This is a genomic window from Amorphus sp. 3PC139-8, assembly GCF_040750475.1.
Lineage (GTDB): Bacteria > Pseudomonadota > Alphaproteobacteria > Rhizobiales > Amorphaceae > Amorphus.
On sequence record NZ_JABJVY010000031.1, the window covers coordinates 25,659 to 52,478 of the forward strand.

General features: G+C 63.7%; 23 protein-coding genes, 2 pseudogenes and 1 other annotated feature. Of the genes and pseudogenes, 11 read left to right on the plus strand and 14 right to left on the minus strand.

The window, feature by feature from the left end; genetic code table 11:
• Window positions 1-82: 82 nt before the first annotated feature.
• From HNS03_RS22135 to HNS03_RS22145, 3 genes and pseudogenes are all read left to right on the plus strand, one after another.
• The gene (locus HNS03_RS22135; protein WP_367198231.1) at window positions 83-859 is read left to right on the plus strand and encodes a type 4 pilus major pilin; all 777 of its coding nucleotides are present in this window, start codon (window positions 83-85) and stop codon (window positions 857-859) included.
• Between the two features lie 76 nt (window positions 860-935).
• Window positions 936-4,451: a TraM recognition domain-containing protein gene (locus HNS03_RS22140; RefSeq protein WP_367198232.1), complete on the plus strand. Its 3,516-nt coding sequence runs from the start codon at window positions 936-938 to the stop codon at window positions 4,449-4,451.
• Window positions 4,452-4,505: 54 nt separating this feature from the next.
• Window positions 4,506-5,251, plus strand: a pseudogene (locus HNS03_RS22145) (IS3 family transposase); the annotation flags it as partial.
• Window positions 4,790-4,906 (plus strand) — a sequence feature (AL1L pseudoknot). Its footprint overlaps the pseudogene before it by 117 nt.
• 49 nt (window positions 5,252-5,300) lie before the next feature.
• Here the strand turns inward: HNS03_RS22145 and HNS03_RS22150 are convergent.
• Window positions 5,301-5,686: pseudogene (locus HNS03_RS22150) on the minus strand (transposase); the annotation flags it as partial.
• A 64-nt stretch (window positions 5,687-5,750) separates the two neighbouring features.
• Between HNS03_RS22150 and HNS03_RS22155 the strand changes: the two are divergent.
• Both HNS03_RS22155 and HNS03_RS22160 read left to right on the plus strand, forming a co-directional pair.
• Window positions 5,751-6,125, plus strand: a complete 375-nt coding sequence (locus HNS03_RS22155) for a helix-turn-helix transcriptional regulator (RefSeq protein WP_367198233.1) — start codon at window positions 5,751-5,753, stop codon at window positions 6,123-6,125.
• Window positions 6,119-7,921 carry an EAL domain-containing protein gene (locus tag HNS03_RS22160; RefSeq protein WP_367198234.1) on the plus strand — a complete coding sequence of 601 codons (1,803 nt, stop codon included), beginning with the start codon at window positions 6,119-6,121 and terminating at the stop codon, window positions 7,919-7,921. The genes HNS03_RS22155 and HNS03_RS22160 overlap by 7 nt, the downstream gene beginning before the upstream one ends.
• 136 nt (window positions 7,922-8,057) lie before the next feature.
• Here the strand turns inward: HNS03_RS22160 and HNS03_RS22165 are convergent, their stop codons facing one another.
• The 4 genes from HNS03_RS22165 to HNS03_RS22180 all read right to left on the minus strand — a co-directional run bounded on the left by HNS03_RS22165 (window position 8,058) and on the right by HNS03_RS22180 (window position 11,202).
• Complete coding sequence (locus tag HNS03_RS22165) at window positions 8,058-8,480, minus strand: hypothetical protein (protein WP_367198235.1); 423 nt, start codon at window positions 8,478-8,480, stop codon at window positions 8,058-8,060.
• Between the two features lie 133 nt (window positions 8,481-8,613).
• Window positions 8,614-9,003 carry a nucleoside diphosphate kinase regulator gene (rnk, locus tag HNS03_RS22170; protein WP_367198236.1) on the minus strand — a complete coding sequence of 130 codons (390 nt, stop codon included), beginning with the start codon at window positions 9,001-9,003 and terminating at the stop codon, window positions 8,614-8,616.
• A gap of 300 nt (window positions 9,004-9,303) precedes the next feature.
• Window positions 9,304-10,680, minus strand: coding sequence for a PLP-dependent aminotransferase family protein (locus HNS03_RS22175; RefSeq protein WP_367198237.1), 1,377 nt, complete (start codon window positions 10,678-10,680; stop codon window positions 9,304-9,306).
• Between the two features lie 132 nt (window positions 10,681-10,812).
• Window positions 10,813-11,202 (minus strand): DUF983 domain-containing protein, encoded by a 390-nt coding sequence (locus HNS03_RS22180; RefSeq protein ID WP_367198238.1) that lies wholly within the window; start codon window positions 11,200-11,202, stop codon window positions 10,813-10,815.
• Window positions 11,203-12,077: 875 nt separating this feature from the next.
• Here HNS03_RS22180 and HNS03_RS22185 point away from each other — a divergent pair.
• From HNS03_RS22185 to HNS03_RS22205, 5 genes are all read left to right on the plus strand, one after another.
• Window positions 12,078-12,368, plus strand: coding sequence for a DUF736 domain-containing protein (locus HNS03_RS22185; RefSeq protein WP_367198239.1), 291 nt, complete (start codon window positions 12,078-12,080; stop codon window positions 12,366-12,368).
• A gap of 282 nt (window positions 12,369-12,650) precedes the next feature.
• Window positions 12,651-13,772, plus strand: a complete 1,122-nt coding sequence (locus HNS03_RS22190) for an EAL domain-containing protein (RefSeq protein ID WP_367198240.1) — start codon at window positions 12,651-12,653, stop codon at window positions 13,770-13,772.
• A 420-nt stretch (window positions 13,773-14,192) separates the two neighbouring features.
• A complete protein-coding gene (locus HNS03_RS22195) occupies window positions 14,193-14,864 on the plus strand; it encodes a hypothetical protein (protein WP_367198241.1) in 672 nt (223 codons plus the stop codon).
• Between the two features lie 14 nt (window positions 14,865-14,878).
• Window positions 14,879-16,012: a relaxase/mobilization nuclease domain-containing protein gene (locus HNS03_RS22200; RefSeq protein ID WP_367198242.1), complete on the plus strand. Its 1,134-nt coding sequence runs from the start codon at window positions 14,879-14,881 to the stop codon at window positions 16,010-16,012.
• Window positions 16,013-16,113: 101 nt separating this feature from the next.
• On the plus strand, window positions 16,114-16,623 hold the full coding sequence (locus tag HNS03_RS22205; RefSeq protein ID WP_367198243.1) for a hypothetical protein: 510 nt from the start codon (window positions 16,114-16,116) through the stop codon (window positions 16,621-16,623).
• Between the two features lie 55 nt (window positions 16,624-16,678).
• Here HNS03_RS22205 and HNS03_RS22210 read toward each other — a convergent pair whose 3' ends face one another.
• On the minus strand, window positions 16,679-17,128 hold the full coding sequence (locus HNS03_RS22210) for a hypothetical protein (RefSeq protein ID WP_367198244.1): 450 nt from the start codon (window positions 17,126-17,128) through the stop codon (window positions 16,679-16,681).
• A gap of 254 nt (window positions 17,129-17,382) precedes the next feature.
• Between HNS03_RS22210 and HNS03_RS22215 the strand changes: the two genes are divergently transcribed.
• Window positions 17,383-17,619, plus strand: a complete 237-nt coding sequence (locus HNS03_RS22215) for a hypothetical protein (RefSeq protein WP_367198245.1) — start codon at window positions 17,383-17,385, stop codon at window positions 17,617-17,619.
• Window positions 17,620-17,660: 41 nt separating this feature from the next.
• Here the strand turns inward: HNS03_RS22215 and HNS03_RS22220 are convergent, their stop codons facing one another.
• The 8 genes from HNS03_RS22220 to HNS03_RS22255 all read right to left on the minus strand — a co-directional run bounded on the left by HNS03_RS22220 (window position 17,661) and on the right by HNS03_RS22255 (window position 26,303).
• A complete protein-coding gene (locus HNS03_RS22220; RefSeq protein ID WP_367198246.1) occupies window positions 17,661-18,956 on the minus strand; it encodes an amidohydrolase in 1,296 nt (431 codons plus the stop codon).
• Window positions 18,957-18,992: 36 nt separating this feature from the next.
• Window positions 18,993-20,288, minus strand: coding sequence for a TRAP transporter large permease (locus HNS03_RS22225; protein ID WP_367198247.1), 1,296 nt, complete (start codon window positions 20,286-20,288; stop codon window positions 18,993-18,995).
• Window positions 20,285-20,749 (minus strand): TRAP transporter small permease, encoded by a 465-nt coding sequence (locus HNS03_RS22230; RefSeq protein ID WP_367198248.1) that lies wholly within the window; start codon window positions 20,747-20,749, stop codon window positions 20,285-20,287. Before HNS03_RS22230 ends, HNS03_RS22225 begins: the two co-directional genes overlap by 4 nt.
• A gap of 9 nt (window positions 20,750-20,758) precedes the next feature.
• The gene (locus HNS03_RS22235) at window positions 20,759-21,766 is read right to left on the minus strand and encodes a TRAP transporter substrate-binding protein (RefSeq protein WP_367198249.1); all 1,008 of its coding nucleotides are present in this window, start codon (window positions 21,764-21,766) and stop codon (window positions 20,759-20,761) included.
• A 78-nt stretch (window positions 21,767-21,844) separates the two neighbouring features.
• A complete protein-coding gene (locus HNS03_RS22240) occupies window positions 21,845-23,236 on the minus strand; it encodes an aspartate aminotransferase family protein (protein WP_367198250.1) in 1,392 nt (463 codons plus the stop codon).
• Window positions 23,237-23,411: 175 nt separating this feature from the next.
• Window positions 23,412-24,155, minus strand: a complete 744-nt coding sequence (locus HNS03_RS22245; protein WP_367198251.1) for a TetR/AcrR family transcriptional regulator — start codon at window positions 24,153-24,155, stop codon at window positions 23,412-23,414.
• A gap of 181 nt (window positions 24,156-24,336) precedes the next feature.
• Window positions 24,337-24,714 carry a hypothetical protein gene (locus tag HNS03_RS22250; RefSeq protein WP_367198252.1) on the minus strand — a complete coding sequence of 126 codons (378 nt, stop codon included), beginning with the start codon at window positions 24,712-24,714 and terminating at the stop codon, window positions 24,337-24,339.
• A 32-nt stretch (window positions 24,715-24,746) separates the two neighbouring features.
• Window positions 24,747-26,303 (minus strand): type IV secretory system conjugative DNA transfer family protein, encoded by a 1,557-nt coding sequence (locus tag HNS03_RS22255; protein ID WP_367198253.1) that lies wholly within the window; start codon window positions 26,301-26,303, stop codon window positions 24,747-24,749.
• Window positions 26,304-26,820: the final 517 nt, after the last annotated feature.

The window sequence follows — 26,820 nt, forward strand, 5'->3', positions numbered from 1 at the left end:
TGTTTTGTGCGAAAAACACAAGGCGAGCCGCCTACGGAGAACTTGGTGGCGGCCTGTTCTTCAAACAATCACGGAGCTCATCATGACTGCCACTCTTACCCGTGCATTGCACTCGCCGCCGCCGATGATGGCCATGTCGGCAATGGGGCTGGTGCTGCTTTCGATCCTGTTCCTGGTGGCGCCGGCCGGGGCGCTCTTCCTGGCGCTCGGCTTCCTGGCCGTCATGGCCGATCGGCTGTATTCGCGCCGAGGCGACCGTGCGACTGTCGACCGGGAGATGCCGAGCGCGGCAGGCCTCCGCAGCATCCACCAGCGTGGCATCTCGCTCATGGAAGCGGTGCTCTATATCGTGATCGCGCTGAGCGTGATCGTCGGCGGCATCGTGTTCTTCGGCCAGGCTTCGCTGTCGTCGCGCGTGAACGATGCGATTCGGACGCTCATGTCCCTGCAGTCGGAGACCCGAGCGATGCACCAGACGTCCGCGGACTTCGGGGCCGTCGGCACGGACATCACGCCGGCGCTGGTCAACTCCGGGGCGATCCAGGGCAACCTGGAGCGCGCCGGAGGCGCGGTCGTGAATCAGTGGGAAGGGCAGATCCTCGTGACGGGCAACGACCAGGAATTCGCCATCAGCTACGATGACGTCCCGGACGACGCGTGCACGCGCCTGGTTCCCTACGACACGAGCGGCATGGGGCAGGGGGGCACCGGCATCATCGGCGTGACCGTCGAAGCCGCCACGGCCACTCCGGACACGGATATCGCGAACGCCGACACCGACGGCATCACGCCGGTCGACGCGGCGGGGCTGTGCGTCAACGGCGGCAACTCCATCACCTGGCATTTCTCGAGGACCTAGCGGGCGAGAAGCCTGGGTCGAGCGGATCGGAGGCGGAGGGGGCGGTTCCCCTCCGCCTTTTTTCTTGGAGATAGGCATGAGCGAACCGAAGGAAGCCCGAACGCAGGATGCGGCGCGCGGTGTTGTGGCGTCGGCACAGATACGGCGGAAGGTGCGCCGTCCGAGCCGTGGGTTCATCGAGACCATTTCCGGCGGCGATTTCGCGTTCGTCTCCCTTCTTTGCAGTGCGTTGGCGCTATTGGTGCTTCCTTCACTCTTCCTGCTCGTGGTGCCGTTGGCACTCACCTATTATCTGTGGTTGACGGGATTGAAGATCAGGTTGCCGTTTCGGGCGCCGATCACCTGGCCGGGGCCGGACTATGGCAACACATCCCCCACAGGAAAGCCCCGGTCAGCGTCGGGTATCTTCTACGGAGGGTTCTCCTACGACGACGGCCAGGCGCTCTGGATCACCAATGATGATGCGAGGCGCCACATCCTGGTGATGGGCACGACCGGCTCCGGGAAGGCGCTGCCGGACGATGCTCTGGTGTTGACGCCGGTCGGTTGGCGCCGCAATCGCGAGCTTCGCGTGGGGGACGCGCTGTGGCACCCCGACGGCTCGTTGACCTTCGTCGAAAGTGTCCATCCTCAAGGGCGGCAGCCGGTGTGCCGGCTCGAGTTCGAGGACGGACGGATTGTCGAATGCACGCCGGAGCACCTTTGGCAGGTTCGGATCGAGGGCAGAGTGGAGATGCTGGGGAGCAAAGCTCCCGGCGGCGCGGGTGGTGACGGATTTCAGGTCATGGAGGCGAAGGATCTGGGGATCCTGCTGGGTGTCCACCAGGGCGATGTCGAAATCTTCGTGCCGCTGATCGAACCGTATCCGGGCATCCCTGGTAGCCAAGATCTGACCGAGGGCGACGGCCGAAAGGCGTACGATGTCGGTTTCGTCAGAGCGGTGGGCGGCATGGCGGATCAGTGCGGTTCTGTGCAGGGCAGGCGGGCGTTCCTGCGCGGTTACCTGAGTGCGGCCAAAGTGCGCGCGACCGCATTCGGGATGGAGGTCGGCTGCAGCTCCAAGGCCAATGCGCGTGCTCTTCGACAGCTGGTGTGGAGCCTCGGCGGACTGGCCATGGTGATACAGACCAACGGCCGGCGCCACGGCCGCCGGAGCGGTTGGGCGCTTCGGTTCCATGGGCCCGGCTTCGACGAACTGATGGCTGACGAGGTCAAAGTCGCGAAATTCTCCGGAAAGGGTGTTCGGCTGGTGGGGCTAGAGCCTGGCCCTCGTCTCAAAGAATGCCGGTGCATCAAGACCACGCGCGCGGATGGGCTCTATATCACCGACGGCTATGTGACCACGCACAACACCGAGTTGATGCTCGGGTATGTCAGCCAAAGCCTGATGTGGTCTTCGGGCTTCGCGTTCATCGACGGCAAGGGAGCGAACGATCTCTATCCCCGCGTCTGGAGCCTAGCCCGTCGTTTTGGGCGCGAAGACGACGTCAGGCTGATCAGCTTCAAGAACCCTGAAACGCTCTCGGACGCGCCGGCCGGTGGGCCCGCCTATGAGACCAACACCCTCAACCCATTCGCGAAGGGGTCGGACGCGGAGCTCCGCAACATCATTGACTCCCTCATGGGAGAGTCGAGCGGCGCCGACAGTATGTGGCGTGGACGTGCGGCCAGCCTCGTGGCGGCCGTCATCCGCATCTTGGTGAACATGCGCGACCGCAACGAGCTGTTGCTCGACGTTCAGGCGATCCGCGACTACCTGCCGCTCGGGCTTGGCATCAAGCGGAGTGGTCGGCCGGAGAAAGGGGTAGAGCCGACCGAGGAAGAGTGGAAAGAACTCGCGAACCGGCCTGGCCTGATTGAGCTCTACCTGAGGGCGCTGAATGGCGATTTTTCGGATGCATCGCGTTTGCAGCTCAAGGCCTTCTTCGACACGCTCCCAGGCTTCAGCATGGATGCGGCCATGCAGGGTAAGCCGCAAGAGGGCAAGACGATCGAGCAATACGGCTACTTGAGCATGCAGCTTACGAAGCCGCTGGGAACGTTGGCGGACGATTTCGCGCATGTCTTCCGCACCGCGCTGGGCGAGGTGGATATGGAGGACGTCGTTCAGAACCGGCGGATCCTCGTCGTCCTGTTGCCGGCCCTGGAGAAGGCTCCTGAGGAGATGAAGAATCTCGGCCGGGTCATCGTCTCCCTGTTCCGGATCATGATGGGCAAGGCGGCCGGCGGGACGGTGGTTGGCACGCGGGAGCAGGTGATCGAGTCCCGGCCAACCGTGGCCAGGATGCCGTTCATTCTCGTATTGGACGAAGCCGGCTACTACCTGACGAAAGGTGTGGACACAATGTTTGCCCAGGGCCGAAGCCTGGGCTTTCAGCAAGTGGTCGGTCTCCAGGATGTCACCGCTCTCAAAGAGAGCGCTCCGCACCTGCTAGACACCGTTACGGCCAATACCAATCTGTTTGCGATCGGCAAAACCGTTGATTCGAGCCTGACCTACGAATTCGTCAAGAAGAGGGTGGGGAGCCACACCGTCGCGGTTTCCAGCGGGTATTCCTCTAAGACGGGCTTTGCTGGAACCAACTACGTCGACCGAGGCGATATAACCTTCAAAGAGGAAGATCGCATTCCGCTTCCCGAGTTGAACGGGCTTGACCCAGGTGTGTTTTATTACCTGTTTGACGGTGTCCTTGTAAAAGCGAATTGCTTCTACGTGGGCGACGGCATCAAAGATGGCAAAGAATATGCCGACAGCTTTGCGATAAACAAGTTTCTTCCAGTTCGTGGACCCTTCGACCGGGCACCCAATCTCGATCAGAGCCGGGAGATTGCTTTCGAGAAGGCGTTCGTCGATTGCACTCGGCAAATCGGCAGCGGAGACGTCGGCCGGACAGTGACCGGGCGCGTGTGCCGAGAGGGCCTGCTATCGGCGGCGGGTACGGCGGCGGCGGCCGTTTCTGCGGCGAGCAGAGACGGTGGGGCGGGCGTTGATCCGAGCCTCGTTGCCGTTTGTGCCGGTGGGCTGCGGCGGCTTCAGATTTCGATCCAGGATGAGTTCGGGGAGTATGAGGAGGAGCCGCCGACAGGGTCGGCGCCGCCATTCGCGCAAACCGACGATGAGGAAGAGGTGGAGGCAGCGGGGGGCGGGATGGGGCTGCGGAATCAGCCGATGCCCGCGCCGCCGGTGTTTGAGGAAGAGGAACAGGATCCGTTCGGTGCAATGCGGCGGCCTCGGTTCAATCAGGAGCCGGTCGCGGGGTCCGTCCGGCGGATGCTGGATGAGGAGGCGCCGCTCCCGGAGCGGGCGAAAGTCGCAGTCGGGTTTCTGGCCGCCAATCCATGGGGTGCGCAATTTGGGGCGGCGGTTGAAGGGGAAGTGGACCAGTCTCTCGACGACGATGGGCCCGTGGCGGCGATGGCCGGCCGGTTGGCCGAAATAGAGAAGCTCGCAGGCGCGTCGCCTAGCGACGGCCGAGAGGCGGAGTTGAAGGGCCAACTGACCAAGTTGCCGGCTCCGACCGGGATTGTATCGCAGTCTCCCGAACTCGTGGGGCGTATGCTGAATGTCCTCTCCGATCGACTGAGCCAGTAGAGAGTGAACCGCCCCTGGTTTGTCGGAGGCTCCAACTCCTGAGAATGTGGAGCGATGACGAGCAGGACAACGAACAAGTTTTCACCTGAGGTACGGGACCGGGCGGTACGGCTGGTTCTCGAACACGCGCACGAACACGCATCGCGCTGGCAAGCGGTCGTATCGATAGCCCCGAAGATCGGTTGCTCGGCGCGCTCGCTGAACGAGTGGGTGAAGAAGGCCGAGGTCGACGCTGGCAAGCGTGCTGGCGTATCGACAGACACGGCCGCGAAGCTGAAGGCGCTCGAGCGGGAGAACCGCGAGTTGCGGCAGGCCAACGAGATCCTGCGTAAGGCATCGGCTTACTTTGCCCAGGCGGAGCTCGACCGCCGGTCGAAGACATGATCGCGTTCATCGACGATCATCGCTGTGTGTATGGGGTCGAGCCGATCTGCCGCGTGCTGCCGATCGCCCCATCGACCGACCATGCCCACGTCTCCCGGCGGCTTGATCCGTCAAAGCTCTCGCCGCGAGCGAAGCGGGACCTGGCGCTAAAGCCGGTGATCGAGCGTGTCTTCTCCGAGAACTTCGAGGTCTATGGTGCGCGCAAGGTCTGGCGACAGATGAAGCGCGAAGGGTTCGATGTTGCCCGGTGCACCGTCGAACGGCTGATGAAGGGGATAGGTCTCCAAGGCGTCATCCGGGGCAAGCCGATCCGGACGACGGTCCAGAACACGTCGGCGCCATGCCCGCTCGATCATGTGAACCGCGTCTTCCATGCTCCGGCGCCGAACATGCTGTGGCTCTCGGATTTCACCTACGGTGCGCCTCGACCCGGCTGGACCGGGGTGCATGTGACTGGAATGCATTGAGCCAGGCATGGAAGCCCGACCGAGAGACATCCAGCGCGTCGCAGAGCCATGCCACCGGCCAGATGCTCCGGTGCTTCGCGATGAAAGCGAACCTCATGTCGCTTCCCTCGCGAAGAAGGCTGCGGCCTTTTTTAGGATGTCGCGCTCCGCCTTCAGCTTCGCGACTTCCTTGCGCAGCCGGTCGATCTCGAGCTGCTCCGGCTTCATTTGACCATGGCCCGGAAACGCATGCTGCGGATCCGCGGCAAAGTCCCGGATCCACTTGCGCAGCACATTCTCATGGACATCAAGGTCGCGGGCGGCTTGAGCCACCGCCACGCCCCGGTCCTTCACCAGCCTCACTGCCTCAAGCTTGAACTCGCGGCTGAACTTCCGTCTCCGCATTCCAATCCTCCGGTTCCGTCAAACACCCTATCTCGGTGTCCACGAAACCGGCAGCAGGCCAATTATGCTCGACGCCTTCGATGAGGCTCCGCCGCCGAACGTCCGTCTAACCACTGACGATCTCGCGAAGCTCCATGCCGCGCGCGACACCCTGGATGCGTGTTTCGATCGGCCTCCGTCGCTCTCCGAACTCAGCCTTCATGTCGGTCTCAACCGGCGGAAGCTGACGGCGGGCTTCAAGCTGGCGTTCGAGACGACCGTCGCGGACTACGTGCAAACCCTGCGGCTGGACACGGCCTTTCAGCTGCTTGCGGCTGGCAACATGAATGTCGCTACGATCGCGTACAAGGTCGGCTACGCGCCAGCTCATCTTTCCGTAGCGTTTCGCAAAAGGTTCGGCGTTTCCCCAAAAGAGGTTCGTGGAGACAGAGCTTGCTGATTTGGGGTCGGGCTTCCAAAAAAGCGGATTGCACCTTCTGCCTCGGTCAGATTGCCCTTGACCCACCAAAATTCAGCGAGAAATTGGTGGCCTTACGCAACATTTTCTCCCAGACGATGGGTGAAGAAGCTTCTTCGGTCGAGCTAATGCATTCAAAATCGCCGATCTTGCCCACCGTTAAGTCGCTGCAAAGGATCCTCAATTCGGTTCCAAGTCCTGTCTTCCTGCTCGACAAGGACCACAGGATCGTCATGGTCAATGACGCGTTCTGCGAGTTTGCCCGAGTGTCGCCCGAAGAGATTCTGACCAAGACCGGAGACGTCCCAGAAGAGCAGAGAAAGGTCTTCTGGAAGATGGACGACGAGGTCTTTCGGACCGGGCTTCCCAACGAGAACGAGGAGGTGGCCTCGGACGCCGAAGGCGTTCCGCATATCGTCGTGACGCGCAAGCGACTGATTCACCTGCCGACCCCGGATGGCGAAACGCCCTTCATCATCGCCACAGTCTCCGACATCACCTCGATCCGTGAGGCGGAAGCCCGGGCGCGCTACCTGGCGGCCCATGATGGTCTAACCGGTCTGGCCAACCGCACGCAGCTCAATGAGCGCCTGGCCGAGGCGCTCGAGCTGGCCCGACGGGCCGACACGCGAATTGGTTACCTCTTGCTCGACCTCGATGGGTTCAAGGCCGTAAACGACAGGCATGGACATGCCGCGGGCGACGAACTTCTGAAGGTCGTGGCAAAGCGCCTCAAAAGCCACGTTCGCATCGTTGATACAGTTGCAAGACTGGGTGGCGACGAGTTCTGCATCGTTCAGGTCGGCATACATCAACCCAGCGGAGCCTTCGCTTTGGCGGAGCGGCTGATCGATGCTCTCGAAAAGCCCGTTCGGCTCGGAAGCGACGAGTTCACGGTCTCCGCCTCGATCGGCATTTCCATATACCCGGACGAAGCCAACGACGCCGAAGCCCTCTACAAAGAGGCCGACGACGCCCTCTACAAGGTCAAGCGAACGGGCGGCGGCGCCTATTTGCGAGCTGGAGCCGATGGCGCCCCCCGCAATCGGGAAGCATGGCAGATCGACGCCGACCTTCGCTGCGCGCTCACTGATGGAGATCTCTCGCTTGAGTACTCGCCGTTGAGCGGGCCGGACGGGGCCGTCCACGGCTACGAGGCCTTGCCGGCCTGGATCCATCCCGATCGCGGCGAAATTGCCCGTGACGTCTTCCTTCCCGTCGCGGAGAAGGCGGGACTCATGCACGCGATTGCCGCCTTTGTACTGCAGCGAGCATGTGCGGACGCGAGGACCTGGGAGACGGATCAACGCGTCACCGTCAACGTATCCCCCATCCAATTGGAATACGGCGACCTTCTCAAGACAGTAGAGCGAGCACTTTCCGCATCCGGCCTGCCGAGCCACCGGCTCGAGCTCGAGCTTCCCGAAACCGCGTTGCTCGGGGACGAAGATCGGATCTATGCAACGCTGGCTGCGCTCAAAGAAAAGGGTGTCCATCTGGCTCTGGACAAGTTCGGATCGGGCTCGTCAACCATCGCGCATTTGCGGAGATTTCCCTTCGATCGGCTCAAAATCGACGAGACCTTCATCAGTAGCATTGGGACCGATCCGCGTTCGCTCGCCATTGTGCAGGCCATTCTCCACCTGGGCGAAGAGATGGGCCTCGCCATCACCGCGGAAGGTGTCGACGACGAAGACCATCTGCGCGTCATTCGACAGATGGGGTTCTCCGAACTCCAGGGGCGGATTTTGACCGAAGGCCCGCGGACCAATAAGTGAGCGCGACGATCAGGGAGGGCGCCCCCCAACCCGCAGAAGTGCGGGCCCGCCTGTCGCTCACTGCTTCGACAGGCGGGGTCCATGTCGCCCGGACCAATTGCCTCGGCGGAGACCGCTGGCGGTCTGCTCGGAATCGCTAGTCTCTGGGCTGGCGAAGGATCCGCACGAGCTCGATCGTCTCCGAGGCGCCACCGGCCGCGCCCAACTCAACGCATTCCCCTTCGCTCAGACCCAGGAGGGCCAATCCTCTCATGGTGTGGAGCGACAGCGCGAACGGCGGCAGATCGGCAGGCGGATGACGAACGAGGATCGACGCCTCCTTCAGGTTGCCGTCGATCGCATAGGTGAAGCACGTATTGAGCCGAACGACATCCTCGGGGATACCACCTGCCGGGTAGACAATGCAGCTGCGGAGTTTTGCGGCCAGCAGTTGCTGATATCGCTCGGAAAATGCCTCGCCGCCACCGGCCAACCGATGCAGGACAGCGTGATCGTCTTCCGTAAGACTGCCCCCATAGGCTCTGGCTCGGGTGGACGTTTTGATGTTCAGGGTCGACATCACACAATCCCTATCGGACACGATCGACCAGCCCGCTGACCATGCGGGTCTCAGGCGTCCGGTCGCGCTACTGGGTGAAATGCCAGTGGCGACGGGAACACTCGTTCTCCATCGCCAGCCGGTCGCGGAGGTCTCAGGCAGCTGCGTGTGATGGCTCGACCGCGGTGACGGTCAGCATGCGCAGGCGACCATCATTGGCGACGAAATCGATCTGGCTTCCAATCGACAACCCGAGAAGCGCGGTTCCAATCGGAGTCAGGATGGAGACGCGCCCCTGAGCGATGTCGGCCTCGTCCGGATAGACCAGGGTCACCACGCGCGAGCCACCATCGTCGGTCGAGAACCAGACGGTCGATCCCATTTGCACGCTCGGGCCGGCCATCTCGCGTGTGGCGACGATCCGCGCGCGTTCGAGTTCGCCAAGAAGATCTTCAGCCAGATCGGGGTTCTTTGAGAGCAGCCCGCTCGCCATACGCGTGAGCCGCTCGTAGTCCTCCCTGAGGACGATGAGTGAGGGTTCCATGGAGGAAACGTCTTCTGTTCAAGCCGGTCGCCCAAGCGACCCGAACGCACGCCTCCTCGCGGAGGGCCCCACCGCGAGCGGTGCGTGCTGAGCGCGTTCGAAAGTTGGGAATGGTGAAGCAAACGACTCCCCGGCCCCTTGTGCCGGGACCGGGGCCGCTATTCCGCGATGGGAAACGGCCTGAACAAACTGTCTTGCTTCATCTTGAACATGGCTCGCATGCTCGGCCGCCCCACAGGGCTTGTCAAGCGCGACCAAAAGGGTCAGCCGAGGCGGAAGTTGATGGCGCTCCGACCCAGGCTAGACCACGACCTTCGTACTCAGCGCGGGCCGCATGGTCAGATCGACGAGCCTAAGGAGGACGTCTTCGAGGTCGCCTCGATCGGGCGCCACGCCGAGGGAGAGCCGGACCGCTTCCTCAGGGTGGGGACATGTGGCGAAGGCCGAACTCGGCACGATCGAAATTCCGGCGTGCTCGGCGTGCCCGGCGAAATCGCTGGCCCGCCACGGGTCGGGCAGACGCAGCCACAGATGATGGCCGTGCGGATCGGCGGCGAAGCCAAAGTCAGCCAGGATCGTGCGGGCGAGGTGCTGACGGCTCGCATTCTCCGCGCGAATGGAGGCCGTGATCCGGTGCAGGGTGCCGTCTGCGATCCAGCGGCTGGCCAGTGCGGACATCAGCGGCGGCGCCATCAGGACCGTCGACCGCAGGACGCCGGCGAGACGTTCCGCCAGAGCTGCGGTGGGGGCGCGAACATAGGCAACCCGCAACGCCGGCGTGGCGCATTTGGACAGCGTCGCGATGTGCCAGGTGATCTCCGGAGCTAGCTCCGCCAGGGCGACCGTTCGCATCGACGTCAACGGGGCGTACGGGTCATCCTCGATCAAGGCCACGCTATGCCTGCGGGCCGTCTCCGCCAGGTGCCGGCGGCGCGCCTCCGGAAGCGTGGCCGTCGTCGGGTTGTCTATGCTGGGAACGACATAGAGTGCCTTCGGCGCAGTCTCCCGGCAGAGCGTCTCGAACGCCTCCGGCCGAATGCCGTCATCGTCCATCTCCAGCGGCTTCAGAGAAAGGCCCCTCTGAAGCGCGATCGCCTTGAGACCCGGATAGGTCATGGCACCGGCGGCAAGGGTGTCGCCGGGGCGAAGCAGCAGCTCGCACACGGCGTAAAGCGCGCTCTGGGCACCTGCGGTCACGAGGACCTGCTCGGGTGTGGCGCCCTCCATCCGACGACCCAGCCACCTTGCCCCGGCTTCGCGGTCCGGCTCGGCTCCGGCACTCGGGTGATAGTGAAGGGCCATGAGCCCCCGCGCTCCGCCCAGAAGATCCGCGATCCCTTGCGGGATGAGTGTCTCGAATGCGACGTCGGCGGGCTGCGAGGGAATGTTCATGCTGAGGTCGATCTGACCGCGCCCGGCGTCGCCGCGGTCGCCTCCGATCCCGCTGCGAATGAAGGTGCCGCGGCCGGGCTGAGCCGCAACCAGACCGCGGCTGCGTGCTTCGTTGAAGGCCCGGGTCACCGTGGTCAGATCGACATGGAGCGCCTCGGCAATGGCACGCTGCGGCGGCAACCGTTCACCCTGCTCGACGCGCCCGGCCCGGATGTCGTCTTCCAGCGCCTCGACGATGCCGAGATATTTTCTCCGAGCCGTCTCGGCCAGGCGCGGTGTCCACATTCGGCGTCTCTTCCGGTGCCAACTGAGCAGGGTGTCGTTTATTGTATGGCTTTACCGGTCAGCTTTGCCATACACCGGCGGTCTGCCGAGTTGGGGCATGCGCTGGCCGGTCAAGCCGCTCGGGTGAGGGGGCTACTCGTCGGTACCGACGAGCTTCCCCTCCTCCGCCTTGTAGTAGAACTGGCTGGCAACGAGCCAGCCTTTCAAGGGTCGAAGCGGCGGTATGCACGTCAACAGAATGATCGGGAGGGAAACGAAGACGTGGAACCAAATCGAGGGCTGAAACGCGACCTCCGCCCAGACGGCGAAGAAGACCGACGGCACGCAGAAGAAGCAGACCACGAAGAAGGCGGGGCCGTCGGCCGGATCCGCGAAGTCGTAGCTCAGGCCGCACACCTCGCATCCTGGTGCGAGCTTGAGGAACCCGCTGAACAGATGTCCCTGTCCGCAGCGGGGGCACCGGCCTCGGATTCCGACACGCCAGGGATCGAGCGGGGGCCAGTGTGTGGTTTTGTCTGCCATGGTTCAGTGCCTCCGGTTTGCTCCCGTCTTGCCGGAGCGCCGATCGGGCACAACGGCACTACGCAAATGTCAGCATCGATAAATCCATACAATGTGACATATTGTATGGCTTGAAATGGCGTATGTATGGAACCGTGGTCGTGAGGCTCTATGAGCCGAGGGAACAGAAAATTGCCCCCTCTAGCGTGTTCTTCCGGCAACTTCCGGCGGCATGCCCCGGAGCTCTCGGACCAGGCCGAGGCATCGATCATGCTCTCGCGTCAACGTGTGCTCCACGCGAGACGACCACAGCTTTCATCACAGGATCCCTTTGGCGGGATCGAGCTGACCACCTGCTACAAGCCTTGGTGCGCCGGAGCCGAAGATCGATCGACGATGTCTGGATGCTTGCGCCCGACATGCCGATGGCGATTGTTCAAGCGAACAAGCAGGCGCCGGATCATCACGATCCAGCGGATTTGGATAAGCGCAATCCGCGATGAGACTGTGGGCCGGCGTCGTCGCCACAATTCTGCCCCGTCAAGTACCGTCCGTTTCGTAGAGTCAAACGGTCGATTACCGGATCCCGCCGAAACCGCTCTGCAGTGTTATTCCGTTCGGCTGCCCTTGCTCCTTTCGCCAGGTTGTTCGCTGCTCCTGCGCCCTTTCCTTTGCATGGCGGACCTGGCCCCGGCGCCGCGCCCGGCAACGGCGTGCTTCGACTTTTCTCCTCTGACCTCCGGTCATTCCGCGCGAAGCAGAAAAGTCGGCGCGTGCCGTCGTCCGCTTCGCTTCCGCCCGTTGGGTGCAGGGCCCGGCCTCAACCGGGGCCGACGGTGAGCCATGGAAAGGTCGCGAGGAGCGCGGCCTCAAACACACCGAAAGGAGACTACGACATGGCAACCATTGGAACCTTCACCAAAACCGAGCGCGGCTACACCGGCGACATCCAGACCCTGACCTTCAAGGCGAAGGTGGCGCTGACGCCCGTGACAAGCGGCGGAGACACTGCCCCCGACTACCGCGTGACGGCGGGCACAGCCGAGATCGGTGCGGCCTGGACCCGCACCAGCGAGGCCGGCAACAGCTACCTTGCCATCAAGCTGGACGACCCGAGCTTCCCGGCCCCGGTCTACGCCAACCTCGTCGACCGCAACGGCAAGCAGGTCCTGATCTGGACCCGCTGACGACAACCGGCCCCGCTCAACGGGCGGGGCCGCCTTACTTAATGAAGTACAATGGCCTGGGTGGTCTCGGAACACGCAGCGAGAGACTTCGCGGCACAAAGAGCTCAGCGCCTTGACCACCCATGTCGATGCTGGTGCTTATTGAAACTGGAACGCCGTGCGCTAACCTCACCTACCGGCGCGCTTCCGCATAGCGGTCGTTGAGCCAAATGAGATTCGGGACGGCAGCGCGCCCAGCGGTTGCCCAAGATCGGAGCGTTGAGGGACGGAGTACGCTGGACAATGCCCGAACGGGCCATCGCCAACCTCATCATTCAAAGGGCGACGGAAGCCGTCGACGAGGGGGATATCGTCGCGCGCGCTCTTGAAGTCATCCGCAAGCACCTCGGAATGGATGTCGCGTACGTCTCGGAGTTCGTGGACGACAGGTCGGTGTTCCGGAAGGTCGACGCGCCCGGGCTGGACGCGCTCATCAAGGTCGGGGATTCCCAGTCCCTGGACGATGTGTATTGCCGGCACATTCTGGCAGGCCGATTGCCTGAGCTTATCCCCGACACATCCGCGAACGCCTTCGCGCGCGAATTGCCGATCACCCAGGCAATCCCCATCGGCGCGCATCTCAGCGTTCCAATCCGGCTGCCCGACGGCACCTGCTACGGGATGTTCTGTTGCTTGAGCTTCGCGTCGGATCAGACCCTCAACGAGCGCGACCATCGAATGGTGCGCGCCTTTGCCGAGTTGGCAGCGTTCGAGATCGGCCGAGACGTTGAAGCGAGGCGGGAAGAGCAGGAGAAGCGCGCCCGGATCGAGGCGGTGCTGGAAGGCAGCCTGTTTGACATGGTCTACCAGCCCGTCGTGGACATTCATAACATGCGGACCGTCGGTTTTGAGGCGCTCTGCCGGGTGCGGGCCGAACCAATACGATCGCCGGATCAGTGGTTCGCCGAGGCCGACGAGGTGCAGCGTCGCGAGGCTTTCGAGCTTGCGGCGATCCGCAGTGCCACGTCACACCTTTCTGCGCTCCCCGATGGCGCTTTCCTCGCCGTCAACATTTCGCCGGCGACGGTCTTGATGCCCGAGCTGGAGGTGGCGCTGAAGGATCTGCCCCACGACCGGATCGTTCTGGAGATCACCGAGCAGATCTTGATCGCGAACTATGACGCCATCCGGGCTGCACTGGCACCGCTGCGGGCGCTGGGTGTGCGCGTTGCCATCGACGACGCGGGCGCTGGCCACTCCAGCCTTCGGCACATATTCCAGTTGGAGCCGGACCTGATCAAGTTCGACATGAGCCTGACGCGCGGCATCAACGCCGATCCAGTTCGTCGGGCCATGATCGATGCCCTTGTCGGCTTCGCCCAAGGCTACCACCTCGGTCGACCCGCGCCGCTCGAACCATCGTAACGTCTGGCGTCCCTCTCAGCCCGCTGGGTCCGGGTTGCAACCGCGTCTTCGCTTCGATCAAGCGGTGACGGCACCTACCGAGCAGCGTTTCACGGGCCTGCGCCCTTTTGTTTTGTTGGCCGGTGTTGGCCAGCACCGGATCATGCTGGACATGGCTTATCGTATTCGGTAAGTATTGAATAAATTATTCGCCTCCGTATTGCGGCTTTTGTCCTGAGTTCCCATAACAGTTTTAGGATGAAAAACAGTCGTATGCGGGAGGCAAGATGTACGTTGTCCCACATTTATTCGCATCACCTCGCCAGAGACTGGCTTCGGTGACGACTCATAAACGGGCCAACCCGTCCGGCATTCGCCCCCTGTCGGGAGCTCAAGCCGGGACCGGTCTTGCGGATCCTGGCGCGATCCGGGAGGTGGGTCATGGGGCGTAGGGCGCTTGCCGCGGAGGCGCGCCAGGCGGCCATCCTGGACCTCCGGCTTCCTGGGTCCCAGCGCGCCTTCATCGCGGAGTGTGCCGCGCGCGGCGGCATGGCCGTGGCGGACTATGTCCGTGCGGTCCTGGCCGGCGCACGGCGCCGGCCGTACCGACGCCAGTTCGAGCGGCTGAAGGCCGATGCGAAGATCCGGGTGCGGATGACGGCGGCGGAGCTGGATCGGCTTCGTGCGCTTGCGCGGGATCGCGGCATGAGCCTTGGACGCTATGTGCGCCTGGTGCTCTCCGGCGGACGGCCTCGCGGTCGGTCTGCCGCTCCTCAGGCTCTGAAGCAGGTCGTCTACGAGCTTCAGTCCATGGGGGCGAACTTCCGCCAGCTCGCGACGAGCCTGGGGGATTCCGACTATCTGGACTGGCGCACTCATGTGGCGGTGATCCTGGTGCGGGACTGTGTCCGGGCGAGTGAGCGGGCCGATGCCATGGAAGATCTGCTCACCTCCATCAACCGTGCCGGTCATCTGCTGAACGCGCTCGCCCACCGCGCCAATGCCGGCCACGCCGTCACCGAGGCCGAAGGGGCCGACGTGCTGGAGGTCGTGGCCGCGGCTCTCCGGCCGCTGGAGGACTGCGTCTGGGCGACACCGTCGCCCGAGCGCTGAGGCGGAGAGCGGTCATGCGGTTCAAGGTGGGCAAGCAACAGCCGGCGAGCTTCCGGGCGGCCGCCCTCTATCTGGCGGGCAAGACCCGCAAGCATCGCGAAGAGGAGCGGGCGCGGGAGGCTGGGCGCGACGGACAGCGTTCAGGTGGACGAGACGACGGCGGTCGCCTTGGCGAGACGTCGAGCCCGGAGTCCCGTGGCGAGCGGGTGCTCTGGGTTGAAGAGCGCGGGCTTGGCACCACTGATCCGGAAGACGCGGCCCGTATCATGGCGATCACCGCCGAGCGGTCCCAGCGGGTTCGCCAGCCGGCGCTCCACTTCATCGTGGCCTTCGACCCCAAGGACGCCCGCCGCGGCCGCGTCGATGCGGAGTCCATGCGGGAGATTGCCGGCGAGCTCACCGAGAAGCTCGGGCTGAACGATCACCAGATGCTGATCTACGCCCATGGCGACCGCAAGCATCCCCATCTCCACTTCCTGGTGAACCGCGTCCACCCGGAGACGGGTCGGGCCTGGAGCCAGCGCAACATCGGGATCAGGCTCACCACGCTGTGCCGGGAGATCGCCGAGGAGCGCGGTCTCAATGCGCTCAAGGAGCGCAGCCGGGACCAGGAGCGTGGGAGAGACGCCGACCGCACCGGACCCGTCTCCGATGGCGAGTATCGCACCGCCCAGCGCGAGGGGCGCGAGCCGAAGGCGCCGTTCGATCGAGACGCACTCGCTGACCTCAAGACCAGCCTTGTTCCGGCCTTCCGCGAGGAGACGAACTGGGCCGGCCTGAGCGGGCGGCTGGCTGCCCAGGGCCTTTATCTACGCGCCAAGGGTCAGGGCCTGATCGTCACCGACGGCCGCGCCTATGCCAAGCTCTCCCAGCTCGGCAAGACCGTCCGCCTGAAGGAGCTGGAGGCGCGCTTCGGCGAACGCTTCGCCGACTACTATGCGCGCGAGGCCAGAGACCTGGTGGCCGAGCGCGAAGGGGACGGAGGGTCCAATGAACGCAGAGCGGGGAACGCTCGTCCCAGGCTAGTTCGGATCGCGGTCAGAGGAACGGACCGAAGGGCAAAGAGCGGGACAACCTCGATAGCCTGCACCGCCTGGACGACGCCGACTTCGAATACCGGCGTTGGGCACTCCTTGACGAGACGCTGACCGCGTCCGAGCGCGCGATCGAACGGGCGGACCGCACGACGCGGAAGCGATCCTTCGAACTCGACCGCAACCGCGGCCGCGAGGTCGTCACCCACGATCGCATGCTCTTCCACATGAAGAAGCTCTTTGCCGACCCGGCCAAGGCCCACGCCCGCTGGACCGCGCTCGAGCGCGAACTCGGCGTGGGTGATGCAGCCGAGCTCGTGGCCAAGACGCCTGGCCTCCTCGGCAGCCTCAACCGCGATGCGAAAGCAGGCCGGTCAGCCCGCGCCACGGCCAAGAGCTGGGAGGCGCTCCAGAAGGCCCGCACCCGCTGGCGCGACGCCCGGGCGGAGTTGGAAGACGCCCGGCACAAGATGCAGCAGGCCCGCCATGCGGCCGACCGGGTGCGCTCGAACTTCCGCCACCTCCAGGCCCAGGTCGGCGAGCGCGAGCAGGTGAAGCGCTACCTGCGGCGCTCGATCCGCCTTCGCGCCCGCGCCCTCGACCGGGTCAATCACCGCATGTTCGAGAAAAGCCGGATTGCCGACGAGCGCGTCGAGCAGCTCCACCGCGCCTGGCGGCGACACCATGAGCGGCAGAGGAAACGGGAGCGTGGAAGGGGGCGGTGAGGATTGCGGCGCGGGCGTTGTCACGCGGCCCGCGCTCTCTCTTGAAGATCAACGCTCACCGAAACCCCGACCCGTCCCATGTGAGCGTGTCGGTACCCGCTCCGGAGACGACCTCGACGGTGGTCCGCCCGGAGCGGGTCTTAACCGCATAATCGAGGGCCAGAAGCTCATTCTCCAGGACGAGCAGATTGCCGCGTCGGACATAGAGAAGGAGCGAGCAGTTGGATGCACCGCAGAATAGGCTCAGCACCCGGTCGCCACAACGTACCCCGGCGTGGAAAATGATCAGATCATCCCGCCCATCTCCGGTAATGTCGCCTTCATAGATTGCGTCGGGCATGACAGAGGCCGGCGCGCCGTCGCACGCCGCCTCTTTCTGCTGTTGGATGAGCCAGTTGGCGGCCTTCGAGCGGGCCTCTGCGTCGGTGGTCATGAGCATTGGCACTGCCATCATGCCGACAAACACAATCGCAGCCACCAGCCAGCTTTGTGTGTTTTGTCTCATCGTCCATCCCCACGAAAGGTGCCTCGTAAAGCCAACATCGCCAGTGCTGAGCTGTCAAACTCTCCTGCCACACGTCTGCCGGTATCGGACTTGTGATTGGCCCAAGACGGCGATGAGAGATGCGTCTCGACATTGCAGCGAGAGCGTCACCAAACCGCCACCAACCAGGCAGAGCTTGTCGTTGGTGGCGCGCTGTAGAAGAGCGCTGAGCACTTGCCCACTCGATGGCGGATGCTCCAGCACGGAGGACGCCCATGTCCTACTGCGTTTTGGGAACGGGTCCAGGCGGGGAGCTCTGGACGGAAACCGCCGACACCGCCGAAGTTGCCCTCGAAATCGCCCGCTGCATGGATTGCGACGGCGGCCATAGCCTGAAGGTCATGACGCCGGAGCACGACGTGTTCGATCCGGATCTGTTCGAAGCGTTGACCCGAAGCGCCTCGAAAGACACCAGCAACCGGGCGATCGCTGCGCCGATTCCCACACACTGAGCTGCGTTGGAGCGTCGATCGTTCGAGCACTTTCCGAAGCGTCAGCTGTTGGAGCGTGCGAGATGGCCGCAGTCGGCGGCAAGCCCCACCACCGTCTTCAGTGCGGGCAGCAGACCCTTCTCGTTGACCATGAAATTCGGCGCGTGATGGAAGCCGGATTCCGCTTCGTCGTCAGCATCGAGGGCCACGCTGACGGTGTAGAACATCAGAGGCGCGACCTGGATGAAGTTCGATACGTCGTCGAGGAAGCAGGTGTCGACCTCCACCAGCATCTCCTCGCAGCCAGCCGTCCGCCGCAGCGTCGGCATCATGCGCTCGACGAGCGCCGGATCGTTGTGGCAGATCGGCACGCGCTGATACCAGTCGACGTCCGCCGTCCCGCCGTGAGCGATGGCGATGGAAACGGCAAGCTTCTCCACCCGGGCTTCCAAATCCCCCCGCGCCGCCTCGTCGGTCAGCCGCAGAGCCCCTTCCAACAGGCAGGTTTCGGGGATGACGTTGAATTTGGTGCCACCACGAAAGATGCCGACCGACAGCGTCACGTCGTTCTCGTAGACATTCACCGTCTTCGCCGGAATGGTCTGTAACCCGAGCAGGATCTGCGCTCCGATCACCAACGGGTCGACAGTCTTCCAGGGATAGGCGCCGTGGCCACCCTTCCCCGTCACCGTCAGGCGGAACATGCTCATCCCATAGGTGCCGTCGCCGCGATGGACCTTGATCCGGCCGGCCGTACCCTTCTCCTCGCCCTGAAGCACGTGCATGGCGAAGAAAACGTCGGGCTTTGGATCGTCGAAAGCGCCGTCGGCGACCATGCGGGCGGCTCCACTCAGGCCGGTCCAGTCCGGCGCCGGGCCTTCCTCCGCCGGCTGAAAGACGAACATCAAGGTGCCGACGAGCTGCTCGCGGCATTCAGCCAGCACCTCCGCCGCCGCCATCTGCACGGCGGTGTGGGCATCGTGGCCGCAGGCGTGCATGACGGGCACCGTCTCGCCGCCCCAGGTTCCGGTGACCTTGGAGGCGAAGTCCAGCCCCGTCTCCTCGCGCACCGGCAACGCATCCATATCGGCCCTGAGCGCGACGCACGGCCCCGGCCGGTCGCCCTTCAGGATCCCGATTACGCCTGTGCTGCCGCCCAGTCCTTCCCGGACCTCGTCGCAGCCGATGGTCCTAAGGTGATCGGCTACGATCCTGCTCGTCCGGACCTCCTGGTTGCCGAGTTCGGGATGCTCATGGAAGTCCCGCCGCCAGGCGATCATCCGCTCCTCCACGCGCTCAGCCATGCTCTCGAGAAGGCTGTGCATTTCGGCGAGTGGAGAATTGCTGCTGGACGTCATCCGTTCCTCAATTTCCATGGTCGGCGTCAGTTGGCGTCAGAGCCCGTTGACCAGCACCAGGGCGATCGACGGGAAAGCGATCAGCAGGCCCAGGCGAACCAGGTCCGCAAGGATGAATGGCATCACGCTGCGGTAGATTCGTCCGAGTTCGACATGCCGGGCGATCTGATTGATAACGAACACGTTCATCCCAATCGGCGGCGTGTTGACGCCGAGCGTCACCGTCATGACGAAGATCACGCCGAACCAGATGGGATCGAAACCGAGCGACTGCACGACTGGAAAAACGATCGGCAGGGTCAGAAGCGTAATGGCAAGTTCATCCATCAAGGCGCCCAGAATCAGGTAGCCCAGGAGAATGGAGGCGAGAACCCCGTAGGGTCCCACCGGCTGGTTGGCGAGCCAGGAGATCAGGCCAGCCGTAGTGCCGGTAACTGTCAGGAAATAGCCAAAGATCAGCGCGCCGATGACGATCGTGAAGATCGCGGCACTCATATGAAGCGCTTCGGCGAGGCACTCCATCGTTTCCCGAAGGCCGAGCTTTCCCCTCAAAAAGCCAATCACCCAGGCGCCGAACGCGCCGATGCCTGCGGCCTCGGTGACCGTGAAGACGCCGCCGTAGATTCCGCCGATCACCAGGACGAACAGGAGCGCGATCGCCCAGATCTGACGGAGGGTGGCGAACTTGTAGCCCCAGCTCGTCCGCACGGTGCCCGGCATCTTAGAGGGACTGACGAGCCCGGTCAGAAACACCGTCGCCGAATAGAGCAGGAGCCCGAGAAGACCGGGCAGAATGCCGGCGATGAAAAGGGAGGCGATATCCTGCTGGGTGATGAACCCGTAGAGCGCGAAGACCGCCGAAGGGGGGATCATGATCCCGAGCGTGCCGCCGGCGGCGATCACGCCCGCCGACAACCCGCCATCGTAGCCCTCGCGTTCCATCTCCGGCATTGCGACCCGGGTCATGGTCGAGGCGGTGGCGAGCGAGGAGCCGTTGATGGCCGCGAAACCTGCGGAGGCGACCAGTGTCGAGTAGGCCAGACCACCCTTGAAGCGGCCGAGCCAAGCCTGACTCGCGCGGAACAATTCCAGGCTCAAATTCCCCCGAGCCGCGAACACCCCCATGAGAATAAACATCGGGATGATGGAAAACTCGTAGGCGGTTAGCGAATTGAAGGCGACTTGCCCGACCATGCTGAGGGCGGGGTCGAACCCGACCACCATGGCGAAACCGCACATGCCGGCGGTCGCCATGGCGAAGCCGACCGGGACGCGGATCGCCAGGAGCGCGATGAGGATCGCGAACCCTACAAGCGTCGGAGCCGACGTCATCGGACGTCACTTTTGAGACTGTGCGCCACTGCGATCAAGGCAACCAGGGCGGCCGCTGCGATACCAGCCGCGATGGCGAAATTGAAGGGCCACAGGACGATCCGCAGTTCGGCGGTCGAAATGCCGGAGTGAAGACTGCGCAGCGCGCGCAGGATCATGACCCACGACAGCACCAGGAGAGCCCCAGCAGAGATTACCCTGGAGGCAGCGGTGATGATGCGCTTCCATCGGTCGTTGGCCATGTTCCAGAGGCCATCAATGGTGATGTGCTCGTCGCGCTGGGTGGCAAGCGCGATCCCCCAGGCAAGGGCCAGCCCCTGCGCCATGCGAGTCATGTCGAAGGCGTCGAGCAGCGCAGAGTTAAAGGCATAGCGCATCACCACCGACACGAAGGTGATGAGCGTGACCGTGGCGAGCGACAGGCTCGCCACGATTTCCACGATGCGGACGACGCGGGTCAAAGTTGCGCCCTATTTCGAGGCTTCGGACGTCAGGGCCGCCTGAAGCTTCGCCCTCACTTCGTCGGCATCGTAACCCGCCTCGTTGACCCGGTCCGCCCAGCGCTGAAAGGAGGGCTCGGCGGCGTCCTGCCACGCCTTGAGTTCGGTCTCCGTCGGGTCGTGAACGGTGTGACCGCCGGTAGCCTCAAGCGCCGCACGACCGGAGTTTTCGAACTCCACCCAGCTCGCGCCCAGCTTTTCCGCCCACTCCGATGAGCACACGGAATCGACGGCCGCCTTATCCTCATCCGACAGTCGCTCATAGCTCGCCTTGTTCATCACCAGGCCGGCGCCGACATAATAGAAGTTGGTGCCGATGTGATACGGCACCGCATCGGCAATGCCGAAGAACTCCAGCGATCCCCAGGGGAAGGTAATCGCATTGGCAACGCCGCGCTCGATCGCCTGGCGGGCTTCGGTCGCCGGCACCTGAACCGCCGAACCGCCGAGATCGGCGATGAACTGCGACAGCGCTGCGCTGGCCGGTCGCACCTTCATGCCGTCGACGTCGGCCGGCAGGATGACCTCTTCGGCGGAATGGAGCGTACCGGGCGGTCCAACGTGCGCCAGGCAGAAATGGACGTCTTCCATCTCCGTCGGTGCATACTCCGAATACCAGTCGTTCACCGCCCGCGAGGCAACCGCGCGATCCGCACCGATCGAGAACGGAATGTCGATCAGATCGGCAATGGGAAAGGCGCCCGGCTGGTAGCCGAAGTTGACCCAGGCGACGTCGACGATGCCGTCGCGCGCCATATCGTACTGGTCGGCCGGCGCGCCGAGTTGCCCGGCGGGAAAGACCTGCACGGTGATATCGCCGTTGGAGGCCGCGTTGAGGGCGTCAGCCCAGGCGTGGACATCGTTGTCGAAATAGTGGCCCGGCGGCAGAAAATGCGAAAAGCGCAGGTTGGCGGCTTCGGCTTGGCCGACGAGCCCGATCACGGACGCAGCCACGATGGCGCAAGAGATCTTTCGCATTCGGTCATCCCTCCGGTGTTGCGGATACGGCACGAAAGGGTCCTCCCCGCGCCGACCCGGTGCAGGTCTGGTTCGGGCTCAAAGCGCCTCTTTGGCGAAGGCTGAAAGCGTGTCGGTAAGCAGCGCCATGATCTCGTCGATCTCGGCCTCGGTGACGGTGAGCGGCGGCGTGATCATCAGCCACTCGCCGTAGCGGCCGCCGGCAGTGCGGCGCGAATAGAGGAGGAGGCCTCGCGCCATACCGAGCTCAACGATCCGCGAGATCGCCTGGCGCTCGGCCGGAAAAGACGCCTTGGTTTCCTTGTCGGCGACGATCTCGATCGCGCGCAGAAGACCGAGCCCGCGGGAATCGCCGACGATCGGGCTTTCGCCGACCAGTGCCTGGAGGCGGGCGGCCAGAAGCTCGCCCATCCGGGCGGCGTTGGCGATGAGGTCGTTGTCGACAACCTCCTTCAGGACAGCAGCGCCGACCGCGCATGACAGCGGATTCGCCGAATAGGTATGGCCGTGCAGGAAGCCGCCCTGGGCGACTACCGCGTCGACCATGTGACGCGGAGCGAGCACCATGCCCAGCGGCGTGTAGCCGGCGGCGACGCCCTTGGCCAGGATCACCATGTCTGGACGCGCGTCCGGCCAGTGCTCGGCGGAGAGGAACGTGCCGGTTCGGCCGGCACCGCTCATCACCTCGTCGTAGATGAGCAACACGCCGTGGCGGTCGCAGATCTCGCGGACCGCGGAATAGTAGTGCGCCGGCGGAACCAGCGCCCCCGTGGCGAGGCCACCGACGGGTTCCATGATGAAGGCCAGCACGCTCTCCGGCCCCTCGGCGAGGATCGTGTCCTCCAGTGCCTTGGCGCAGGCGCGCGCATAGGAATCCGCGTCATGGTTGTCAGGCAACCGATAGGTGAATGGAGCGGGAACCCGCGGCATGATCTTCATGACCGGACCGAACATGGCGTCGGTCTCCGGATCGCCAGTCACCGAGCCTGCCCCGAGGGATCCGCCATGGTAGCCTGGATTGCGTCCCAGCACCTTCCAGCGCGAGGACTGGCCGTCTGCGACCGTATACTGGCGGGCGAGTTTCAACGCCGCTTCCGTCGCCTCCGACCCGCCAGAGACGATGAACACCCGCTCGAAGCCTTCGCCGGCCAGAGCGGCGACGGTGTCGGCGAGATCTATGTTCGCCTGGTTCCGAAACAACGCGCGGGACGCAAAGCAGACCCGGGAGGCCTGATCCGTCATCGCCTTGAGCACTGCCTCATTGCCGTGGCCGATGTTGGAGACGACCGGCCCGGAGGTGGCGTCGACATAGCGATTGCCGTCGACGTCCCACATGTAGAGCCCCTTCGCGTGCGAAATCAGGGGCCGCTGGGGCGCATCCTCCGGCGTGTAGAAGACCTGGATCGGACCGCCGCGGGCTGTCCGGGCCTTGACGTCGTCCTGCGTCGCGGTCGCGCTTCCCAAACTCATCAATCGTCGCTCCACGGCTTTCATCGAAGGCGGCACGGCCGCCGTGGAGCGAGTAAGGCATACTATTGTCCAGTGTACAATAGTCGCCCGAAAACAACGACAGAATTGATATAACTATATATTTTTATTGATAATTTTTCAGATTCTCCACGTGAAGGGCTTTGTCCGTAAGTGCCTAAACATTAGGCGATCCCCGGACGCGAAGGGCGTCGAGCCCCGCAATCAAGGCATCGGCATAGAGCTCGAAACCGCTCTCCATCGGGGCCGTGGCCCCGTTTTCCCAGCGCAGGATAAAAGCGCGGTTGAGCAGGCGCGGGGCATTCTCGTGCAAGTGGGGGAAGCGGTCCGCGGGAGCTTCGAGAACGCTCCGCGCCATCATCTCCTGCAGCTCGAACACGTCGGGGGGAACGATCGCAAACTCCTGGGTCGCGAACCCGACCATCCCGCCGATCACCGTGTTGTAGGCGGCGACCAGGCGCTCTCCGGAGAAGCCGGCATCGTAGAGTTTCTCCAGAAGCGATTCGATCAATTGCAGGTCGACCGTGGCGTTGGAGACGAGCTGCACGCCGATCAGCGGCGCGATGTTGGGGTGCTCCCGGATGATGTTGCGGTAGCGCGCGAACAGCGCTTTGAGCCAACTGCGCCAATCCAACTCGCCCGGTGGAACGAGATCGCGCAGGACAGTCGTGATGACCTCCGCGACGAGCGCCTGTCGATTGGGAATGTGCCAATAGATTGCCGTGGGATAGACGTTCAGCGCCTTGGCAAGGCTGCGCACGCTGAAAGATTGCGCGCCTTCCTGGTCGATCAGCCGGATCGCCTCGGCGAGGATAACCTCCTTCGACAGCCCCCCATCGCTTTTCCCGCCCGCCCTTTTACGGGCAGCAGCCGCTTGCGGTCTTTTGGGAAGTCGGGGCATGGCGACTCCGGCGGTTGGCGAGAGAGGTTTTCGGGAGGAAGCCGGTCGAATGACTGAGTCGGTTACAGCCGATTTCTCCCAGCCAATCAACGACGTAAAGCGCGATGCGAACTGTGCCGGATTTCTCCCATTCTGAAGATACTCCTAATGTTGCGTGACCGAGCCACCATAGACTCGCAGCTCATCTCTCGTCTTGATCCGACAACCTGCTCCAGAACGCGATTTTCTCTGCCCGATCGACCCAGCCGACGACGAAGCGGAGGGTCCGCTCGCCCTGGTCTGTGATGGCGACGGCCGTGCACCGGCGAAGCTCGGTTCCGTCGGCAACGTTCGCGGTCTCCTGCACCGAATGAAGTCCGAAGACGGCGAGATCATCGTTCTCTGCGGCGTACCCCGCCTGGACGATGCGCCGGCCCTCATCGGCGTTGCAGGCCGGGAGCTTGGGTGGCGGTTTGGCCGTGGCCAGGCCGATCGTCACGCCGAAGACGGCGGCTGCGACCGCGATCATCGTGAACAGCTGCCAGGTGGCGGCGGTGTTGGGATTGGTGTTCGGGTCCATCGTGGTCTCTTCCTTTCGTGCTTTCGTGGTGTCTAGCTTTCGTCCTTGCGGGCTATCGTCCGGCGCTCGGCAAGCGCCTTGCGGGCCCGGAACGGCTCCTCGGCAAACCAGCGGATCTTGCGCGCCCTGATCGGTGGGCAGGCCTGGACGAACAGGAGCTGGTGGGTGGTCGGCATGGCCATGACCTCGTCAGGGGTCATCAGCTTGCGCGCCTGCAGCCCTTCGCTGGTTGAGAAGTGGTTCGGCAACAGCGACAGCGGTCCGGCCGTCGCCCGGCTGATGCTGGGCGCGATCACCGTGCGCGTCCCGAGCATGTTGGATAGTTCGGCGGCCGTTGCGTAGTCGGTGACGTTGAAGGCCTGGCGCACCGCGCAGTTGGCGATCATCGAGCGCCAGCGCGGATAGATCTGCATCAGCTGATCGAGATCCTGGAAGAACAGCCACAGGCTCGCACCGTAGCCCGCGAGCCAGCCAATCCCGGCCTCGATCGGCTCCATCCGCCCGAGGGCCGCGGTCTCGTCCAGGAAGAACACCACCGGCTCGCGGCGCGCCGTGCGAGCCCGGGTCGTAGCAACGAGCGCCAGTCCCACGAACAAACGGACGAAGGAGCGATAGGTCTCCAGGAGTTCAGGCGGCAGGATCAGGTAGAGGCTGGTCGGCCGGCGCTTCAGATCCTCCATCATGAAGTCCGAGGCTTCGGTCGCCCGAGCAAGCAGCGGGCTCTTCCAGATCTTCATGTGGGTCTGGGCCGTGGAAATCACGGCAGAACGCTCGCGGATCTCCTTCTGGGAGAAGCCGCGAGCCATCGCGGCGATCCCCGCATGGTCGATCGCAAGGACCTCCTCCAGGAGATCCTCGAACCCGTCCTGGTTGCGCATGAGGAGCGTCCAGACGTGGCTGAGCGTGCGCTCCGGGCCGGTGCATGCATGCGCCACGTAGAGCAACAGGCAGGTGATCAGCGCCTTGGCTTCGCTGTCCCAGAAGGTCTCCGGGCCGCTGGAGACCACCAGCATGTCGGTGATGAGGGTGGCGTCGTCGATCTCTTCGGCCTCTCCGACCCGGATAAAGTCGACCGGGTTGAAGCGTGACGCTTCGACCTGACGATCAAAGGGGGCGATGGCATGCACCCGGCCGATGCTCTCCCGAAAGGCAGAGCTTGCTGCGTGGTTCTCACCCTTGGGATCGACGACGAATACGGAGCCTGGATGATCGAGCAGATTGGGAATGATCGAGCCCGCGCCCTTGCCGGAGCGCGTCGGCGCAAAGGTCAGTAGATGGCCCGGCCGGTCGAAGCGCAGGAAGGTCCGACCGACACGGCCGAGGATGAGGCCGCGGCGGCCGCGCAACCCATGACCATCCAAATCGCGGCGCGAGGCAAAGCGCGCCGAGCCATGCAGGGTCGCCCACTTGCGGTGTCGGCGGATCCGCAGCCAGAGGCCGGTGCCAAGAACAAGGCCGAGCAGTACCGCGACAGGCACGAAGCCCCAGACGAATACGAGCGACAGTCCCGCAAGCACCACCAGGGTGCGACCGAGAAACCGCATCGGAGCTCGCACAAACAAAGCCCACAGGAAGGCCAGAGCGCGCATCGGCGACGCCTCCTTCGTTTATTGCAACCACCTGCTTATGGGTGGCCGCGCAAACGAAGCGGCTTTTGCTTGCGAAGAGCTCAGATCTGCGAGAGGCTAAAAGGTGTTGCCAGCCGAAGTAGGCGTCGCATTCCGGCGTTTATTGCAACCCGAGCGGCTGGCAACACAGATTTATGGGGGAATAATGCTCAACAATAACTGACATCTCCCGAAAGAGAGCGGGCGTATTACCCTTCTGGAAAAGGTTGTACCCCTGAGCGGGGCGGCTTGGTTCTGGCAAAGGCGGAAGTTCCGGAACCCAAATTGAGACTCACTGCTCAAATCCAGGCGCCGATGTAAAGCATAGTCTGCAGAGTGCCATGGGAACCGAGCTGATCTGCATTAGGGCGTTGATGACCGGGTTTCTGCCGAGGAAGGATGCGGCCGGGATGACGCCACTCTGGCCTGCCCCCTGAAAAGTGGTCCTCCCTGAAGTAGGCTTTCGAGCCAGATGGAGGATGCAGGAATGCCCCAGAAG